This is a genomic window from Microbacterium sp. JAI119, assembly GCF_013410135.1.
Lineage (GTDB): Bacteria > Actinomycetota > Actinomycetes > Actinomycetales > Microbacteriaceae > Microbacterium > Microbacterium oxydans.
On the sequence record NZ_JACCCK010000003.1, the window covers coordinates 202,543 to 219,627 of the forward strand.

The 17,085-nt window shown below is 68.7% G+C and carries 17 protein-coding genes; 11 read left to right on the plus strand and 6 right to left on the minus strand.

Annotated features, from left to right (window positions below; genetic code table 11):
- The 3 genes from HDC31_RS15420 to HDC31_RS15430 are packed head-to-tail and all read left to right on the plus strand — an operon-like array spanning position 1 to position 4,132.
- Positions 1 to 801, plus strand: coding sequence for a putative hydro-lyase (locus HDC31_RS15420; RefSeq protein WP_046746830.1), 801 nt, complete (start codon positions 1 to 3; stop codon positions 799 to 801).
- Positions 801 to 2,405 carry an urea amidolyase family protein gene (locus HDC31_RS15425; protein ID WP_179516309.1) on the plus strand — a complete coding sequence of 535 codons (1,605 nt, stop codon included), beginning with the start codon at positions 801 to 803 and terminating at the stop codon, positions 2,403 to 2,405. Before HDC31_RS15420 ends, HDC31_RS15425 begins: the two co-directional genes overlap by 1 nt.
- Complete coding sequence (locus HDC31_RS15430; protein ID WP_179516310.1) at positions 2,402 to 4,132, plus strand: biotin carboxylase N-terminal domain-containing protein; 1,731 nt, start codon at positions 2,402 to 2,404, stop codon at positions 4,130 to 4,132. Before HDC31_RS15425 ends, HDC31_RS15430 begins: the two co-directional genes overlap by 4 nt.
- Positions 4,133 to 4,205: 73 nt before the next feature.
- Here the strand turns inward: HDC31_RS15430 and HDC31_RS15435 are convergent, their stop codons facing one another.
- Positions 4,206 to 5,534 (minus strand): uracil-xanthine permease family protein, encoded by a 1,329-nt coding sequence (locus tag HDC31_RS15435; protein ID WP_113681474.1) that lies wholly within the window; start codon positions 5,532 to 5,534, stop codon positions 4,206 to 4,208.
- A 111-nt stretch (positions 5,535 to 5,645) separates the two neighbouring features.
- Between HDC31_RS15435 and HDC31_RS15440 the strand changes: the two genes are divergently transcribed.
- Together HDC31_RS15440 and HDC31_RS15445 are read left to right on the plus strand one after the other, a co-directional pair.
- Positions 5,646 to 5,909 (plus strand): type II toxin-antitoxin system VapB family antitoxin, encoded by a 264-nt coding sequence (locus HDC31_RS15440; RefSeq protein ID WP_045262550.1) that lies wholly within the window; start codon positions 5,646 to 5,648, stop codon positions 5,907 to 5,909.
- The gene (locus tag HDC31_RS15445) at positions 5,906 to 6,301 is read left to right on the plus strand and encodes a type II toxin-antitoxin system VapC family toxin (protein ID WP_113681475.1); all 396 of its coding nucleotides are present in this window, start codon (positions 5,906 to 5,908) and stop codon (positions 6,299 to 6,301) included. The genes HDC31_RS15440 and HDC31_RS15445 overlap by 4 nt, the downstream gene beginning before the upstream one ends.
- 18 nt (positions 6,302 to 6,319) lie before the next feature.
- On the opposite strand, the gene HDC31_RS15450 is transcribed toward HDC31_RS15445, so the two are convergent.
- On the minus strand, positions 6,320 to 7,198 hold the full coding sequence (locus HDC31_RS15450) for a phosphoribosylaminoimidazolesuccinocarboxamide synthase (RefSeq protein ID WP_113681476.1): 879 nt from the start codon (positions 7,196 to 7,198) through the stop codon (positions 6,320 to 6,322).
- 218 nt (positions 7,199 to 7,416) lie between these two features.
- Here HDC31_RS15450 and HDC31_RS15455 point away from each other — a divergent pair, with 218 nt between their 5' ends.
- The 5 genes from HDC31_RS15455 (at position 7,417) to HDC31_RS15475 (ending at position 12,490) form a co-directional block, all read left to right on the plus strand.
- Positions 7,417 to 8,043: a PadR family transcriptional regulator gene (locus HDC31_RS15455; RefSeq protein ID WP_046746836.1), complete on the plus strand. Its 627-nt coding sequence runs from the start codon at positions 7,417 to 7,419 to the stop codon at positions 8,041 to 8,043.
- Positions 8,040 to 9,611: an MFS transporter gene (locus HDC31_RS15460; protein WP_113681477.1), complete on the plus strand. Its 1,572-nt coding sequence runs from the start codon at positions 8,040 to 8,042 to the stop codon at positions 9,609 to 9,611. The genes HDC31_RS15455 and HDC31_RS15460 overlap by 4 nt, the downstream gene beginning before the upstream one ends.
- 66 nt (positions 9,612 to 9,677) lie before the next feature.
- Positions 9,678 to 10,232, plus strand: coding sequence for a GNAT family N-acetyltransferase (locus HDC31_RS15465; protein WP_058631625.1), 555 nt, complete (start codon positions 9,678 to 9,680; stop codon positions 10,230 to 10,232).
- A gap of 54 nt (positions 10,233 to 10,286) precedes the next feature.
- Positions 10,287 to 11,765 (plus strand): amino acid ABC transporter substrate-binding protein/permease, encoded by a 1,479-nt coding sequence (locus HDC31_RS15470; RefSeq protein WP_058631626.1) that lies wholly within the window; start codon positions 10,287 to 10,289, stop codon positions 11,763 to 11,765.
- Positions 11,762 to 12,490 carry an amino acid ABC transporter ATP-binding protein gene (locus tag HDC31_RS15475; protein ID WP_058631627.1) on the plus strand — a complete coding sequence of 243 codons (729 nt, stop codon included), beginning with the start codon at positions 11,762 to 11,764 and terminating at the stop codon, positions 12,488 to 12,490. Before HDC31_RS15470 ends, HDC31_RS15475 begins: the two co-directional genes overlap by 4 nt.
- Positions 12,491 to 12,568: 78 nt before the next feature.
- On the opposite strand, the gene HDC31_RS15480 is transcribed toward HDC31_RS15475, so the two are convergent.
- The 4 genes from HDC31_RS15480 to HDC31_RS15495 form a co-directional block, all read right to left on the minus strand.
- Entirely contained in the window at positions 12,569 to 13,870 is a 1,302-nt protein-coding gene (locus tag HDC31_RS15480; RefSeq protein ID WP_113681478.1) for an MFS transporter, read from the minus strand.
- A complete protein-coding gene (locus HDC31_RS15485) occupies positions 13,867 to 14,346 on the minus strand; it encodes a helix-turn-helix domain-containing protein (RefSeq protein WP_058631629.1) in 480 nt (159 codons plus the stop codon). The genes HDC31_RS15480 and HDC31_RS15485 overlap by 4 nt, the downstream gene beginning before the upstream one ends.
- A 255-nt stretch (positions 14,347 to 14,601) precedes the next feature.
- On the minus strand, positions 14,602 to 15,879 hold the full coding sequence (gene purD / locus HDC31_RS15490; protein WP_046746842.1) for a phosphoribosylamine--glycine ligase: 1,278 nt from the start codon (positions 15,877 to 15,879) through the stop codon (positions 14,602 to 14,604).
- A gap of 68 nt (positions 15,880 to 15,947) precedes the next feature.
- Positions 15,948 to 16,622, minus strand: coding sequence for a CoA pyrophosphatase (locus tag HDC31_RS15495; protein WP_179516311.1), 675 nt, complete (start codon positions 16,620 to 16,622; stop codon positions 15,948 to 15,950).
- A gap of 50 nt (positions 16,623 to 16,672) precedes the next feature.
- Here HDC31_RS15495 and HDC31_RS15500 point away from each other — a divergent pair, with 50 nt between their 5' ends.
- Positions 16,673 to 17,041: a sterol carrier family protein gene (locus HDC31_RS15500; RefSeq protein ID WP_179516312.1), complete on the plus strand. Its 369-nt coding sequence runs from the start codon at positions 16,673 to 16,675 to the stop codon at positions 17,039 to 17,041.
- Positions 17,042 to 17,085: the final 44 nt, after the last annotated feature.

Consider the following 17,085-nt stretch of genomic DNA (forward strand, 5'->3'; position numbering starts at 1 on the left):
GTGTCCGTCCTCGCCTCCGCCGCTCAGCTCGCCGATGCTCGCAGAGCTCGGGCCGCCATCCGTGCCGGGCATGCCGAGCCGACCAGTGGCGTCGCGGTCGGGCTGACGCAGGCGAACCTGATCGCGGTGCCGGCCGACTGGGCTTTCGAGACGCTGCTGTTCGCCCAGCGCAACCCGAAGCCGTGCCCCGTGCTGGAGGTCATCGAGCAGGGTCAGGTGGAGTCTCGGCTCGCGCCCGGCAGCGACATCCGCACCGACATCGGCCGGTATCGCGTCTGGCGCGACGGCGAGTTGGCGGAGGAGGTCGGCGACGCGAGAGCGGCCTGGGCCGAGCACCCTGATCTGGTCGCCTTCCTCATCGGATGCAGCTTCACCTTCGAATCCGGGCTCGTGCAGGCCGGCATCCCGATCCGGCATCAGGAGCTCGGACGCAACGTGCCGATGTACCGCACCGATGCGGCGTGCGCTCCCGCGGGACGACTGCGCGGCGAGATGGTCGTGTCGATGCGCCCCATCCCCGCGTCCCGGGTGGCGGACGCGGTGCAGATCTCCGGGCGGACTCCCGCTGTGCACGGTGCTCCCGTCCACATCGGCGACCCGGCCTCGCTCGGCATCGACGACCTGGCGCATCCGGACTTCGGTGACGCCCCCGAGGTGCGCGACGGCGAGGTCCCGGTGTTCTGGGCGTGCGGTGTCACTCCGCAGGCGGCGATCATGGCCTCGAAGCCGCCGTTCGCCATCACGCACGCTCCGGGCTACATGTTCATCACCGATGTTCCCGATGCCGAGTATCTCGTCTGATGCGCATCCTCACCGCATCCGATCACGCCCTGCTCGTCGAGGCGGCCGACCTCGACGAGGCGATGCGCCTGAACCTCGCCTGGGACGGACTGCCCGGAGTCCTCGAGCGCATCCCCGGCGCCAGGACCGTCCTGGTGCGTTTCGACCCCGTCCGCATCTCCGCGGATGATCTGAGCACCGTGCTGGAGGCGACGGAGGTCGATGCGGCGCACCTCCCGGCGACCGGCGATGCCGTCATCCCCGTGCGGTACGACGGTGAAGACCTCGACGAGGCGGCGTCGCTGCTGGGCGTGTCGGCGGAAGAGCTCGTCAACAGGCATCTCGCTGCCGATTGGCGGGTCGCGTTCTCCGGGTTCGCCCCCGGCTTCGGGTACGTGGTGAGCAGCGATCCGCTGTTCGATGTGCCGCGCCGATCGTCGCCGCGTACGCGCGTGCCCGCCGGCTCGGTCGCGCTCGCCGGACAGTTCACCGGGGTGTACCCCCGCGAGAGCCCGGGCGGATGGCAGCTGATCGGTCGCACGGATGCCGTGATGTGGGACATCGACCGCACGCCGCCTGCGCTGCTGGCGCCCGGCGCGACGGTGCGCTTCGAGCCCGTGCGGGAAACCGCTCGGCTGGCAGAAGGTCATCCAGGCCGAAACGGAGATGACCCGGCGCGGCCTGGGCGCGTCGCGGCGCAACACGCGGCGTCGGCTGCGGACGGTCTGGGTTTCGGCACTGATGCCGCGGTCGAGGTGGTCCGTCCTTCGCTGCAGCTGCTGGTGCAGGATGCCGGTCGCCCCGGCTATGCGGCGCTCGGGGTCTCGGCATCGGGGGTGGCCGACCGTCGGGCGATGCGCGATGCCAACCGGGCTGTGGGCAACGCGACCGATGCCGCGGTGCTTGAGAGCGTCGGGGGAACGGTCCTGCGGTTCCGGGGTGCCGGTGTCGCGGCGGTCACCGGTGCTCTCGGTGCGCTCACTCTGCAGGACGCCGAGGGGCGCGAGCGCTCTGTCGCACACGGTGAACCCTTCGCCACGGTCGACGGCGATCACCTCACTCTCGGGCACCCCGAACGCGGACTGCGCTACGTCGTCGCCGTGCGTGGGGGCCTGGACGCGGCGCCGGCGCTGGGAAGTCGCGCGGCGGACACGCTCGCCGGTCTCGGCCCGGAAAGGCTCGGAGCCGGTGCCGTCATCCGGGTCGGCGATGCCGGCGTGCATCCCGTCGAGCCCGATGCCCTTCCGCGCGATCTGCCGGCCCCCGGCGAACTCATCGAGCTCGAGATCACGCTCGGTCCGCGCGACGACTGGTTCACGGCGTCGGCACTCGCCACCCTCACCGACCAGGAGTGGACGGTCACGCCACGGTCCGATCGCGTCGGCATCCGCCTGCACGGTGAGGTGCCTCTGGAACGTGCGCGCGTGGGCGAACTCGCGAGCGAGGGTGCCGTCACCGGTGCGATCCAGGTGCCGCCCGACGGACAGCCGGTCCTGTTCCTCCCCGACCATCCGCTCACCGGGGGATACCCCATCATCGGTGCGCTCACGGATCGCAGCCTCGACCTCGCGGGTCAGCTGGCTCCGGGAGTGCGTCTTCGTCTCACCGTCAAGGAGCCCTCATGACCACGGCGTCACCCACGCAGAAGGTGCTGATCGCGAATCGCGGAGAGATCGCGGTTCGTGTGATCCGTGCCTGCGCTGAAGCCGGATACACCTCGGTCGCGGTCTATGCGGATCAGGATGCCGATGCCCTGCACGTGCGCCTGGCCGACGAGGCCGTGGGGCTGGGCGGCTCCACGGCGGCCGAGACGTACCTGTCCGTCGACGCGCTGCTCGCGGCCGCGCGGCAGTCAGGGGCGACTGCCGTGCACCCCGGATACGGATTCCTGTCGGAGAGCGCGGGCTTCGCCCGTGCCGTGGAGGATGCGGGGCTGGTCTGGATCGGACCGACCCCCGAGAGCATCGACGCGCTCGGCGACAAGATGACGGCCCGCCGCATCGCCCAGCAGGTCGGCGCACCGCTCGCCGCCGGCACCGACGAGCCTCTGGCAGGGCCCGCGGAGGCGGTGGCGTTCGCCGAGGAACATGGCCTCCCGATCGCGATCAAGGCCGCGTTCGGCGGCGGCGGACGCGGGCTCAAGGTGGTGCGTGAGCTTTCCGAGGTCGCGGGGGCCTTCGACGCGGCCACTCGCGAGGCGGTCGCGGCTTTCGGCCGAGGAGAGTGCTTCGTGGAGCGCTTCCTCGAGAGCCCGCGCCACATCGAGGTGCAGGTGCTCGGCGACGGACTCGGCGGTGTCGTGGTGGTCGGCGACCGCGACTGCTCGATGCAGCGCCGCAATCAGAAGCTGATCGAGGAGGCGCCTGCTCCCGGGCTCTCCGTCGAGCAGCGTGCGCGGTTCCACGATGCAGCGCGCTCGATCTGCGGTGAGGTGCAGTACCGCGGGGCGGGCACCGTGGAGTTCCTGCTCGCCGCCGACGGCACCATCTCGTTCCTCGAGGTGAACACCCGGCTCCAAGTGGAGCATCCGGTCACTGAAGAGGTCACCGGCGTCGATCTGGTGCGCGAGCAGTTCCGCATCGCGTTCGGGGAAGGCCCATCGTTCGTCGAGACGCCCACGCCGGCCGGGCACGCGTTCGAGTTCCGCATCAATGCCGAAGACCCCGGGCGCGGATTCCTGCCGAGCCCCGGTCGTGTCGAGAGGCTGCGGATCCCCGGCGGCCCTGGCGTGCGCTGGGACAGCGGCATCGAAGAGGGCGACGTCGTGCAGCCGGCCTTCGACTCGATGATCGCCAAGCTGATCGTGCACGCCGACTCCCGCGATGCCGCCATCGTGCGCGCGCGGCGGGCGCTGCGGGAGCTCACGGTCGATGGACCGGCCACCGTCATCCCGTTCGACGTGATGGCGCTCGACGAGCAGGCGTTCGCCACGGCGACCTTCGCGGTGCACACCCAGTGGATCGAGAAGGCGCTGCTGCCGAAGCTCGAGACTCAGTCGCGACCTGCAGCGGTGCCGGAAGACGTGCTGCAGCGCTTCCCGGTCGAGATCGACGGTCGACGTGTGATGCTCGGGATCCCCGCCGGATTGTTGTCGGGCCTCGGTCGTCCCGTCGACCCTGCGGCCGCAGCACCCACGACCGATCCGAGTGAGCTGCGCTCGCCGGTTTCCGGCACTCTCGTGCGGTGGCTCGTCGACGACGGCGCCGAGGTCACGGAGGGCGAACCCGTCGCGGTGCTCGACGCCATGAAGATGGAGACCACGGTGACCGCGCACCGGACCGGGACCCTTTCCTACCGAGCTGAGGTCGCGGAGATGGTGTCGGCGGATCAGGTTCTCGGGGCCATCGGCTGAGCGCTCCACGGCGAACGCAGCGATCCCGGATGCCTCAGGAGGGGCATCCGGGATCGTCGTCTGTGGGACCGGCTTACTCGGGATCGCCGCCGAGCGGGCCGACGGCCTCCAAGGGCTTGGGGTCGTCGGCGCCTGTCTTGCGCAGGCGGGCGATGAGGTTGCCCAGGTGGTAGATCAGGATCGCAGCGACGGTGGCGATGACGATGCCGCCCAACTCGAAGCCGGATGCCTCGTCCTTGATCATGAAGCCTCCGACGGCCATGATCAGCGCGACAGCTGCCGTGTACTGATTGACCGGGCGCGAGAAGTCGACCCGGTTGTCGACCCAGATCTTGATGCCGATGACGCCGATCAGGCCGTAGAGCGCCGTGGTCACGCCGCCGAGCACTCCCGCGGGCACCGAGTTGATGACCTCGCCGAACTTGGGGGAGAGGCTGAGGAGGATCGCGGCCGCGCCGGCCACCCAGTACGCGGCGGTCGAGTAGACGCGGGTGGATGCCATCACGCCGATGTTCTCGCCGTAGGTCGTCGTGCCCGAACCGCCGAAGAATCCCGCGAGCGTGGTGGAGACGCCGTCTGCGATCAGGGCCTTGCCGGTCTGCTGGTTCACGGTCGTGTCACCCGTCATGGTCGCGACGCCGCGCACGTGTCCGACGTTCTCGGCGATCAGGACCAGGACCACGGGAAGGAACATCGCGAGCGCGGTGAGGGTGCCGGGCTCGGTGAAGTTCGGGAAGTGGAAGGTGGGAAGGCCCACCCAGTCGGCCTTCTCGACGGCCGAGAAGTCGAGCTCTCCCCGGAACGCCGCGAAGATGTAGCCGGCGATCACGCCGAGGAAGATCGAGATGCGGCCCAGGAATCCGCGGAAGACGACGGCGAAGAGGATGGTGATGGCGAGCGTGAACGTCGCCGTCACGGGCGCTGCCGCGTAGTTGTTGTGCGCGGCACCGGCGAGGTTGAACCCGATGAGGGCGACGATCGTGCCGGCGAGGACCGGCGGCAGGAAGCGGTCGACCCACTTCACCCCGACCGTGTGCACCACGACCCCGATGATCGCCAGCAGTACGCCGACCGCGACGATCCCGGCCAGGGCCGTGCCCATGTTCGCGGAGGCGGTGGCGGCGGTCACGGGCGCGATGAAGGCGAACGACGAACCGAGGTAGCTGGGCAGCTTGTTGCGTGTGACCAGCAGGAACAGGATCGTTCCCACACCGCTGAAGAGAAGCGTGGTGGCGACCGGGAACCCGGTGATGATCGGCACCAGGAACGTGGCCCCGAACATCGCCACGACATGCTGGAGTCCGATCGCGATCGTCGCGGGCCAGTTCAGGCGCTCGTCGGGACGGACGACGGCGCCGGGCTCGACCGTGCGGCCGTTTCCGTGCAGCTTCCACAGGGCCATGCGGGCTCCTCAGGTTCGGGGGATGGCAGGAGTGCCGGAGCAACACTACCGATTCCTGAGTTTTCACTGAACGTCTTCTACCATGGTAGACGGCGAGGTAGAATGGTAGACATGAGCCTGAACATCAAGAACGAGACGACGCATGAGCTGGTGCGCCGGCTCGCGGCGCTCACCGGGCAGAGCCAGACCAGTGCGGTGGAAGATGCCGTTCGGCGGCGCCTCGCCGAGTTGGAGGAGCAACGCTCGGGCGAAGAAGAGGAGCGCCGTCGCCGTATCCGTGCGGTGATCCGCCGGGCGCAGCAGATTCCCTCCACCGGACGCACGACCGAGGAGATCATGGACGAGCTCTACGACGAGACGGGTATGCCGCGTTGATCGTCGATTCCTCGGCCCTCGTGGCTGTCTTGATGGCTGAGCCCGAAGCTGCCGAGATGAGCGAACTGTTGGAGGAGGGTCCCTTCTCACTGTCCGCGGCCACGCTCACGGAGTGCATGATCGTGCTCCGCGGCAAGGGAGGCGAGGCGAAGGTGCTCGCGCTGGACGAGCTTCTGGAAGCGACGGGTGCGACCGTCGTTCCGCTCGACGAGGCCCAGGCGCGTCTGGCGGCCAGGGCGTTCGTCAGATTCGGACGCGGTTCCGGGAGCGCGGCTCAGCTGAACTACGGCGACTGCTTCTCTTATGCTCTCGCGATCAGCCGCGACGAGCCTCTGCTCTTCAAGGGTGACGACTTCATCCACACAGACGTGCGCCGGGTGGAGCTGACCTGAGTTGTCAGGCCTGAAGCGTCAGGCGCCGAGGCGCTCGATCAGCTCGCGGTAGCGGTCGGCGGTGCGCTCGACCACGTCGTCCGGGAGCAGGGGTGGCTCGCCCTCCTGGTCCCAGTTGGCGGCGAGCCAGTCGCGCACGATCTGCTTGTCGAAGCTCGCCATCCGCGCGCTCGGTGTCGTGCCGGTGCGCCAGGCCTCGGCATCCCAGTAGCGGGACGAATCGCTCGTGAGCACCTCGTCGGCCAGGCGCAGCGTGCCGTCGGCGTCCGTGCCGAACTCGAACTTGGTGTCGGCGAGGATCAGACCCTTCTCCTCGGCGATGGCGGACGCAGCCGTGTAGATGGCAAGGGAGGTGTCGCGCAGCTCGACCGCGCGCTCGGGGCCGACGAGCTCGACCGAGCGCTCGAACGTGATGTTCTCATCGTGTTCGCCCATCGGGGCCTTGTATGCCGGAGTGAAGAGAGGTTCGGGCAGTCGGTCGCCGTTCTGCAGGCCGGCCGGCAGCGGGATGCCGCACACCGTCCCGCTCTCCCGATACTCCGCCCATCCGGAACCGGTGATGTAACCGCGTACGACGCACTCGATCGGCAGCATCTCGAGCGACTGGGCGAGCATCGCGCGATCCGCCACGGCCTCTGGCAGCTCGCCCTCGGCGATGTGGTTGGGGAAGTCGGAGAGCTGCGCGAACCACCAGCGGCTCAGTCGCGTCAGCAGGGCGCCCTTGTCGGTGATACCGGGGGAGAGGACGAAGTCGAAGGCGCTCACCCGGTCGGAGGCGACGACGAGGATGCGCGTATCCGCCGGATCCTCGGAGGCGTACAGGTCGCGGACCTTGCCCGAGTAGATGTGCCGCCAGCCGGGAATGCTCTGTGCCGTGCCTTCTGAAGGTGTGCTCACCCGCCCATTATCCCGGTTCCCTCGCGATGCTCTCACCCGCGCTCCTTCGCGACCCATGCTCCGCGTCGACACCCATCCCCGCACACGCCGGGGGGCGTGGGTCTCGACGGAGAGCATGGGTCTCGACGGAGAGCATGGGTCTCGGTGAGAAGTTCGACCCCGTCTGTTCAAGGGGCGGAAACAGGCGTATAGTCCACATGGACTATTTGAGGTGGGACATGAAGAAGGATGCGGTCGACCGGCTCACTCCCATGGGGGTGATGGTGCTCGCGCTGCTGCGCGAAGGCGACATGCACCCCTATGAGATGGTGCGTCTCATGCGGGCGCGCCATGATGATCGACTGCTCACGATCACCAACGGGACGCTGTACCACACGGTGTCCCGGCTGCACCGCGCCGGCCTGATCGACGAACTCGGCATCGACCGCGAGGGAAATCGGCCCGAGCGGACGACCTACTCCTTGACGGAGACCGGACGTGAGGCCGTCGTGACGTGGGTGCAGCGTGAGCTGCCCCGCATCGATCACCCGGCCGACTTCCGCATCGCGCTCGCCGAGGCGCACAACCTCGAACGCCCGGAGGTCATGGACCTCCTGCGCGCGAGGCGCGTCGCGCTCGTCGAGGATCACGCTCGCCACCGCGACGGGCTCGGCAACGCGAGGGAGAAGCACGTGCCCGAGCAGGTGCTGGTCGAGATCGAGCGTCAGGAAGCTCTGCTGGCGGCCGAGCTCCGCTGGCTCGACTCCCTCCTCGATCGTCTCGAAGCCCGTGTCCTGCCGTGGGGTCCCACGGCATTCCAGAACTCAGACCGCTACCGCGCTCAGCGAAAGGCTGCACAGCAATGACAGATATCCCTCGCGACGGAGACCGCCCGCCGGTCTCCGCGCCCTCCACCTCCGGTCCGTCGACCGGTACCTACTCGGTCGGGCACAAGCCCGCGAGCCCCTGGCCCGCCCTCTGGGCGCTGGTCATCGGGTTCTTCATGATCCTGGTCGACACCACGATCGTCTCGGTCGCGAACCCGGCGATCAAGGCCGCCCTCGACCCCGACACGAACAACCTCGACAACGTCGTGTGGGTCACGAGCGCCTACCTGCTCGCGTATGCGGTGCCGCTGTTGATCACCGGGCGCCTGGGTGACCGCTTCGGCCCGAAGAACATCTACCTCATCGGCCTCGCGGTGTTCACCCTCGCCTCGCTGTGGTGCGGGCTGTCCGATTCGCTCGAGATGCTCATCGCCGCACGTGCCGTGCAGGGTCTCGGCGCCGCTTTCATGACCCCGCAGACCATGGCCGTGATCACCCGCACCTTCCCGCCCGAACGTCGAGGCGCGGCGATGGGGCTGTGGGGTGCGACCGCCGGTGTCGCCACGCTCGTCGGTCCGCTCGTGGGTGGTCTGCTCGTGGACGGCTTCGGCTGGGAGTGGATCTTCTTCGTGAACATCCCGGTCGGCATCGTCGCCTTCGTGCTCGCTTGGCGCCTGGTCCCGAAGCTGGCCACGCACCCGCACCGCTTCGACATCGTGGGTGTGGTGCTCAGCGCCGTGGCGCTGTTCCTCATCGTGTTCGGACTCCAGGAAGGCGAGAAATTCGACTGGGGCGTGATCTGGGGCCCGATCTCGGTGTGGAGCCTGATCATCGCCGGACTCGTCGTGCTCGGGTTGTTCATCTTCCAGCAGGCGAAGACACGCAGTGAACCTCTTGTTCCGCTCGAACTGTTCCGCGACCGCAACTTCTCCGGAGCGAACGTGGCCATCGCCGCCGTGGGCTTCACGGTGACGAGCATGTCGCTGCCGATGATGTTCTTCCTGCAGACCGCGCGGGGGCTCACCCCGACGGAGGCGGCGCTGCTCCTCATCCCGATGGCGGTGCTGTCGGGAGTGCTCGCTCCGGTCGCGGGCAAGATTCTCGACCGCGTGGACCCGCGCATCATCCTCATCCCCGGGCTGCTCTGCGTCGCCGCCGCACTGATCTGGTACTCCGCTCTGATCAACATGGACACCCCGATCTGGATGTTCCTGCTGCCCTCTGCGCTGATGGGTATCGGCAACGCCGGCATGTGGGGGCCGCTCGCCACCACCGCGACGCGCAAGCTGCCCCCGCGCCAGGCGGGTGCAGGTGCCGGCATCTACAACACCACCAGGACCATCGGATCGGTGATCGGGTCGGCCTCCATCGCCGCGTTCATGCAGTCCCGTCTCGAAGCGAACCTTCCGGGGCTCGCTGACGCACCGGCGGGCATCTCCACCGGGGGTGCACTGCCGCCGCAGGTGGCGGACGGGTTCGCTGCGGGAATGTCGCAGGCGATCCTGCTGCCGGCGTGCGTCATGGCGGTCGCGCTCATCGCCTCGCTGTTCCTCGGTCGTTACGACAAGACGGAGCCGGCAGTGCCCGCATCCGCGCGCACCGAGTAATCGAACCAGGGGAGGGGCCGTGTCCGTCGGTTTGCGGATGCCGCCCCTTTCTGGTGTCATCGGGCGATGACGATCGCACTCTCTCGACCGAACATCGACCTCTTCGACTCCTGGGCCGCCGCAGTGGCCGAGTTCGAGGGTGGACACGTCGACGGGGGCGGTCTCGAGAAGGGCTTCGTGCCGGACCGGGCCGCTTTCGAGGCGTTCGTCGAGCGTGCAGAGCTCTACGCCACACCTGGCGCGGTACTCCCGGAGGGGCACGTGCCCTGCGACTACTACTGGATCACCGAGGGCGATCAGGTGGTCGGCTTCCTCTCCTTCCGCCGAGAGCTCAACGACTACCTGCGTCGCTTCGGCGGCCACATCGGTTATTCGGTGATCCCTTCCCGTCGCCGCGAAGGGATCGTTCGCGAGGCGATGCGGCAGGTGCTCCGCCAGGCGAAGGCGGAGGGCTACGAACGGGTCATGCTCACCTGTGACGACGACAACGTCGGGTCCATCCGCACCATCGAGGGAGCCGGTGGCGAGCTCGAAGACGTGATCGAGGCACCGCAGGCGGGGCAGCCTCTCGTCCGCCGGTATTGGATCGACGTTTCGGGCACCCGACTCGCCGCGAGCTAGGGTAGTTCCTCGGCGGTCGTCCGGTCGCTGCTGTCGACCCGAGGAGCACACGTCGTGATCCGAAATCCATCCACCGCGGCTGGCCGTCTGCGCCGATCGGTGCGCACCGCCGGCGCAGCCGCACTCGTCGCCTTCGTCGGCGTCGGGGCGCTCCTCGCCGGTGCCGCCCCCGCCGCCGCAGCGAACGACGGCGACAAGTACGTCATCGGCACCGACACGACGTTCGCGCCGTTCGAGTTCACGAATGCCGACGGCGACCTCGTCGGCATCGACATGGACCTGCTCCGCGCGATCGCGAAGGACCAGGGGTTCGAGGTCGAGATCCGCCAGCTCGGATTCGACGCCGCCGTCCAGGCGCTGCAGTCGAACCAGGTCGATGCGGTCATGGCCGGCATGTCGATCACCGAGGAGCGGCAGAAGACGTTCGACTTCAGCGAGCCCTACTTCACCAGCGGCATCCAGCTCGGCGTGCTCGAGTCGAGCGACATCACGTCGCTCGACGACCTCGACGGCAAGGCCGTCGCGGTCAAGACCGGTACGCAGGGGCAGACCTTCGCCGACGAGAACAAGGACGAGTACGGGTTCAAGGTCACCCCGTACCAGGACACGACCGACATGGTCGACGCGGTGAAGGCCGGCCAGGCGGTCGGCTACTTCGAGGACTTCCCGGTGCTCGCATACGGCATCCAGCAGGGCTCCGGCTTCCGCCTCGTGGGTCAGCCCGAGCTCGGCGGCGAGTACGGATTCGCGGTCAACAAGGGGCAGAAGCCCGAGCTGATCGAGATGTTCAACGCCGGGCTCGCGAACCTGAAGGCTTCAGGGGAGTACGACAAGATCGTCGACACCTACCTGTCGGGTGGCGAGGAGTCCACGCAGCCGACCGACATCTTCTCCGTCGCGGTGAAGTACTGGCCGGCTCTCATGGAGGGCCTGTGGCTCACGATCCTCGCGACGATCGTCGCCATCGTGGCCGCGTTCATCCTGGGGCTCATCTTCGGCTTCGGACGGGTCTCGAAGTTCGCGCCGTTCCGCTGGGTCGCGACCGCCTACGTGTACGTCTTCCGCGGCACTCCGATCCTCATCCAGGCCTTCTTCGTGTTCTTCGCGATCCCGCAGCTGTTCCCCGGCCTCACCTTCAACCCGTTCGTCGCCGGAGCGATCACGCTCTCGCTCAACACGGGTGCCTACATGACCGAGATCATCCGCGGTGGCATCCAGGCGGTCGACCCCGGCCAGAATGAGGCCTCGCGTTCGCTGGGTCTGAGCCACTGGAAGACCATGCAGAAGGTCGTGCTCCCGCAGGCGTTCCGCATCATGGTGCCCTCGTTCGTCAACCAGGGCATCATCACCCTCAAGGACACGTCGCTGATCAGCGTCATCGGCCTCGCCGAGCTGACGTTCGTCTCCCGCCAGATCATCGCCTCGACGTATCTGTCGGCGCAGGTGCTGACGATCGTCGCCATCATCTACTTCGTCGTGATCACGCTGCTGACGCTGCTCGCGAACCGCCTGGAGAGGACGTTCAACGCATGAGCAAGATCCTGGTGCAGGACCTGCACAAGTCGTTCGGTGACAACGAGGTGCTCAAGGGCATCGATCTGGCCGTGGAGGATGGCGAGGTCGTCGCGGTCATCGGCCCGTCCGGCTCGGGGAAGTCCACGCTGCTGCGCTGCCTGAACAAGCTCGAGGAGCCCACGTCGGGGCACGTCATCATCGATGGCGTCGACCTGACGGACAAGAGCGTGAAGCTCGATGAGGTGCGCCAGCGCATCGGCATGGTGTTCCAGCACTTCAACCTCTTCCCGCACATGACCGTGCTCGAGAACATCACTCTCGCCCCGGTCGAGTGCGGCAAGCTGACCAAGGCCGAGGCGAAGGAGCGGGCGCTCTCGCTCCTCGAGCGTGTCGGCCTGTCGGAGAAGGCGGGCGCGAAGCCGGCATCCCTCTCCGGCGGTCAGAAGCAGCGCGTGGCGATCGCCCGTGCGCTGGCGATGGACCCCGAGATCATGCTGTTCGACGAGGCGACGAGCGCGCTCGACCCGGAGATGGTCGGCGAGGTGCTCCAGGTCATCCGCGACCTCGCCTCCGGCGGCATGACCATGGTGCTGGTGACGCACGAGATGGGCTTCGCGCGTGAGGTCTCTGGCCGCACGGTCTTCATGGACGGCGGCGTCGTGGTGGAGGAGGCCCCGCCCGCCGAGCTGTTCGGCGCCCCCAAGAACGAGCGTCTGAAGGACTTCCTCTCCAAGGTGCTCTGACGCCCTTCCTCGTTACGAATCGTGCAAATGGTTGCATTCCGCCCCGGGATGCAACCATTTGCGCGATAGGAACGAGGGTCAGGGTGCGGGATGCCTGCGGATGGTCGCGCTGACCAGGGCGGCGACCGCGCAGAGACCCGCGGCGGCGAACCACGCGACCGTGTACTGGCCGGTGTGGTCGCGCACGACACCGGCGAGGATCGAGGCGATGCCGGCGCCGATCTGATGCGCCGCGAACACCCAGCCGAACACGAGCGGACCCTTGTCGCCGAAGACCTCACGGCACAGCGCGATGGTCGGCGGCACGGTCGCGACCCAGTCGAGCCCGTAGATGACGATGAACACGACGATGCTCGGCTGCACCTCCGCCGAGAGCAGGCTCGGCAGGAAGAGCAGGCTCACCCCGCGCAGCGCGTAATACGCGGCCAGGAGGATGCGTGGATTCACGCGGTCGGTGAGCCAGCCGGAGAACACGGTGCCGACGATGTCGAAGACGCCCACGACCGCGAGAAGGCCGGCCGCGGTGGTCGTCGCCATGCCATGGTCGTGGGCGCTCGGGATGAAATGCGTGCCGATCAGTCCGTTGGTCGTCGCTCCGCAGATCGCGAAGCCGATCGCCAGCGCCCAGAAGGTCTTGGTGCGCGCGGCCTCTCTCAGCGTCGAGAGGGCGAGCTTCGCCGCGCCCCAGGCAGAGCCGCGACGGACGGGTGCAGGGGCGGGCGCGAGTGAGGTCTCGCCGTAGCGGGCGACGCCGAGGTCGCTCGGCCTGTTGCGCAGGAAGATCCAGACCAGGGGCACGACGGCGAGAGCTCCGCCCGCGATGATGAGTGACGCTCCGCGCCAACCGACGTCCTCGGCAGCGGCCGCGATCACGGGGAGGAAGATGAGCTGACCTGTCGCGCTGCCTGCGGTCAGAACGCCCGAGACGAGTCCGCGCCGGGTGGCGAACCAGGTGTCGGTGATGGTCGCCGCGAACACGAGCGCCATCGAGCCCGTGCCGAGTCCGATCAGCACGCCCCAGGTCAGGATGAGCTGGCCGGGGGTCGCCACGAACACGCTCAGCGCTGAGCCCGCCCCGATCACGAAGAGAGCGACGACCGTGACCGCGCGGATCCCGAACCGCTGCATGAGGGCTGCTGCGAACGGGGCGATGAGTCCGTAGAGCAGCAGATTGATGGAGACGGCGAGCGACAACTCCGCCGTGGTCCATCCGAACTCCTCCTCGAGTGGCACCATGAGCACGCCGGGAGCTGCGCGGAAACCGGCGGCGCCGATCAGGGCGATGAGAGCCACGAGGGCCACAGTCCACGCGGGGTGGAATCGACGCTGCCGAGTGCCGAGGGGTTCCTCGATCGACCCGTCGAGCGATTCGGCGGTCATGCTGCGCGTCCGGTGAGGAGGGGGAACGGCTCCCCGCCCATGCTGTGTCGCGCCCAGTGGGTGCTGTCGACGTCGAGGGGTGCCGCGCACGTGACGCACCAATCGACCGAATCCGAGATCTCGCCGCATCGACCGCAGCTCACCGTCAGGCCCCAGGGGCCATCGGGGTCGGTCACGCGGGAGAACCGTGCGTAGGCGTGCAGGATCGGGAGTGTCTGATGCCCCGCGATCGTCACGCGGTAACCGCTGCGCGCATCGGCGGGGTCTTCGCGCTCGACGAGTCCTGCCTCGCTCATCGCCGTGAGTCGCCGGGACAGTACGGAGTCGGCCGCGCCGGTGGCTTCGCGCAGCTGGTCGAACCGAGTGCGTCCGGAGAAGAGCTCACGCAGGATGAGCAGCACCCAGGGGTCGGCGAGGATGTCGGCGGAGCGCGCGATGGGGCAGGTCGCAGACGACCAGTCGGAGCGGAGCGGCATGCAATAACTTTCTTGAAGAAAGCGTCGAGTGTCAATCGCGTTCACACACGTTGGCAGTCATCCGCCCCGTATTCGGCGGATTTCATGCGCTACGCCGCGAACTTCTCCGGCTCCCCGAGCCCGCCGGCTGCCCGTGCACTCGCCGAGCGCACGGGCAGTCGGCGTGGGGAAGCCGTGCGTTCGTGAAGAAGCCGAGCGTCCGGCGGCACGGCAAGCGCGACGACGCGGCGGGCGTGACGACGCGGGCGGCGCCGGTTACTCGGCGACGCGGGCGGCGATGTCGGTGCGGTAGTGGGAGCCGTCGAGGCGGATACGGGCGATCGCGTCGTAGGCGCGGTCCCGCGCGGTGCGGAAGTCGGAGGCGACAGCCACCACGTTCAGCACCCGACCGCCCGTGGCGATGAGCGATCCGCCCGGGGCATCGGGGCTCGCAGTGGCGGCGTGTACGATCCGGACGCCCTCGACGGCTGCGGCGTCGGCCAGGCCCTCGATCGGGCGGCCGGTCTGCGGCGACTCGGGATATCCCTCGCTGGCCAGCACGACCGTGATCGCGACGTCGTCGCTGAACACGGGCTCCGGCTGATCCTCGAGGGTGCCGGATGCCGCGGCGAACAGCAGTTCCGACAGCGGGGTGACCAGGCGCGGAAGCACGATCTGCGTCTCGGGGTCTCCGAAGCGGGCGTTGAACTCGATCACGCGTACGCCGGCGGGGGTGAGGATCAGCCCCGCGTAGAGGAGTCCGATGAACGGGGTGCCCTCCGCGTCGAGCTGCCGCACGACGGGAAGTGCCACGTCGCGGGTGACCTCTTCGACGAAGGCCCGCTCGCTGCCGAACTGCTCGTCGAGCCACGGGAGCGGCGAGTAGGCGCCCATGCCTCCCGTGTTGGGCCCTTCGTCGCCGTCGAGCGCACGCTTGAAGTCCTGTGCGGGGCTGAGTGCGCGCACGGTGTCGCCGTCGCTCAGGAAGAACAGGGAGACCTCGGGGCCGGAGAGGAATTCCTCGATCAGCACGGGGCCTGCGGGAAGATACTGCTCGGCGTGTGCGAGGGCGTGCGCGCGGTCGGACGTGACGATGACGCCCTTGCCCGCAGCGAGTCCATCGGCCTTGACCACGTAGGGGGCGCCGAGGTCGTCGAACGCCGACTCGACATCGGCCGTGGTGGCGGCGCGGACAGCGCGGCCGGTGGGGACGCCTGCGGCATCCATCACGCGCTTCGCGAACGACTTCGAGCCCTCCAGCTGGGCGGCGGCCTTCCCCGGTCCGAACACCGGGATTCCGCGGACACGCAGTGCATCGGCGACCCCGGCGACGAGCGGGGCCTCAGGACCGACGACGACCAGATCGATCGCGTGCTCATGGGCGAAGGCGGTGACCGCTCCACCATCGAGCGGATCGACCGAGACCGGGGTGGCATCCTGAGCGATGCCGGCGTTGCCCGGCGCGACGAAGATCTCGTGCTCCGTCTGCTCTGCCCGCAGGGCGAGGATGATCGCGTGCTCACGGGCACCGGAACCGAGGACGAGAATCTTCACCCGTCCAGACTACCGAGGGTCGTGGACCGGGTTTCGGCGGTCTGTGGCGTGCGGCCCTCTGGCGACGTTCAGAGCTCTACGGGGCGCTCTACCGTGGAGTCCCACGGCACGGTCCAGCCGGCCGCGTCGAAGAGCGCGTCGAGCACCATCGCGGTGAAGCCCCAGACGATCGTGCCGTCGACATCGAACGCCGGGCCGCGGAAGGTGTGGCCCATGCGGGTGATCGTCGAGGTGAACCTGGTCTCCGGATCGAGCAACTGCGCGACAGGGACTCGGAACACCTCGACCGTCTCCGCATGATCGACCGCCACGACCCGGGACGGCGACTGCCACCACGCCAGCACGGGGGTCACGAGATGGTTGCTCGCGGCGAGCGGGATCTCGGGCAGGGTGGCCAGGATCTCGACACCGGCCGGGTCCAGTCCGGTCTCCTCTTCCGCCTCGCGCAGGGCCGTGGCGACCACGTCGGCATCTTCCGGTTCCACCCTCCCGCCGGGGAAGGAAACCTGTCCGGGGTGCGACGAGAGCGTGGGGGCGCGCCGCTGCAGCAGCACGTCGAGGTCTCGGGCGACGGCCGCGACGGTCGTGGAGGCCGGGACGCTGTCGAGCACACCGAACAGGATGAGGACAGCCGCGTCGTGGGCGCTCTGCGGGTCGGCCAGCGGGGGAATGTGCACGCCCCACGAGTGGTCGGCGACCGCCGCGAGCAGCTCGGCGCGGGCGCCCTGGGGATGCAGGCTCATGCGTTCGAGCATAGGACTCGGCGCGCCGCGGCCGGTCTTAGTCTGGAGCAATGGCCAAGAAGATCGACATCGAGGACGGACGCGCGGCGCTCGACGCTGTCCGCACCGCGGAGGCCTCCGGTGCGAAGCCGCAGCGCACCGACCTCGCCACGGCCGTGCGCTACCTGCTGCAGCTCCTCGACGAGAAGGCGCCGGGCAACAGCGTCGAGGTGCGCGTCCCACCCTTCGGTGCGGTACAGGTCGTCCAGGGGCCCCGGCACACGCGAGGTACACCGCCGAACGTGGTCGAGATGGATGCGGCGACGTGGATCGCCGTCTCCACCGGCACGGAGGCCTGGGCAGATGCAGCGGCATCCGGTCGTATCCACGCCTCCGGCACGCGCGCCGATCTGAGTGATGTCCTGCCGGTGCGACCGTGATCGGGGCCCTCGGCCCGAGACGCACGGAGCCGCCCCGCGACCAC

What these genes read in the sequence shown, in the direction of transcription:
- HDC31_RS15425 (WP_179516309.1), top strand. Translation starts at nt 801, where the DNA reads ATGCGCATCCTCACCGCATCCGATCACGCCCTGCTCGTCGAGGCGGCC.
- HDC31_RS15430 (WP_179516310.1), top strand. Translation starts at nt 2,402, where the DNA reads ATGACCACGGCGTCACCCACGCAGAAGGTGCTGATCGCGAATCGCGGA.
- HDC31_RS15435 (WP_113681474.1), bottom strand. Translation starts at nt 5,534, where the DNA reads ATGGCCCTGTGGAAGCTGCACGGAAACGGCCGCACGGTCGAGCCCGGC.
- HDC31_RS15440 (WP_045262550.1), top strand. Translation starts at nt 5,646, where the DNA reads ATGAGCCTGAACATCAAGAACGAGACGACGCATGAGCTGGTGCGCCGG.
- HDC31_RS15455 (WP_046746836.1), top strand. Translation starts at nt 7,417, where the DNA reads ATGAAGAAGGATGCGGTCGACCGGCTCACTCCCATGGGGGTGATGGTG.
- HDC31_RS15460 (WP_113681477.1), top strand. Translation starts at nt 8,040, where the DNA reads ATGACAGATATCCCTCGCGACGGAGACCGCCCGCCGGTCTCCGCGCCC.
- HDC31_RS15465 (WP_058631625.1), top strand. Translation starts at nt 9,678, where the DNA reads ATGACGATCGCACTCTCTCGACCGAACATCGACCTCTTCGACTCCTGG.
- HDC31_RS15475 (WP_058631627.1), top strand. Translation starts at nt 11,762, where the DNA reads ATGAGCAAGATCCTGGTGCAGGACCTGCACAAGTCGTTCGGTGACAAC.
- HDC31_RS15480 (WP_113681478.1), bottom strand. Translation starts at nt 13,870, where the DNA reads ATGACCGCCGAATCGCTCGACGGGTCGATCGAGGAACCCCTCGGCACT.
- HDC31_RS15485 (WP_058631629.1), bottom strand. Translation starts at nt 14,346, where the DNA reads ATGCCGCTCCGCTCCGACTGGTCGTCTGCGACCTGCCCCATCGCGCGC.
- HDC31_RS15495 (WP_179516311.1), bottom strand. Translation starts at nt 16,622, where the DNA reads ATGAGCCTGCATCCCCAGGGCGCCCGCGCCGAGCTGCTCGCGGCGGTC.
- HDC31_RS15500 (WP_179516312.1), top strand. Translation starts at nt 16,673, where the DNA reads ATGGCCAAGAAGATCGACATCGAGGACGGACGCGCGGCGCTCGACGCT.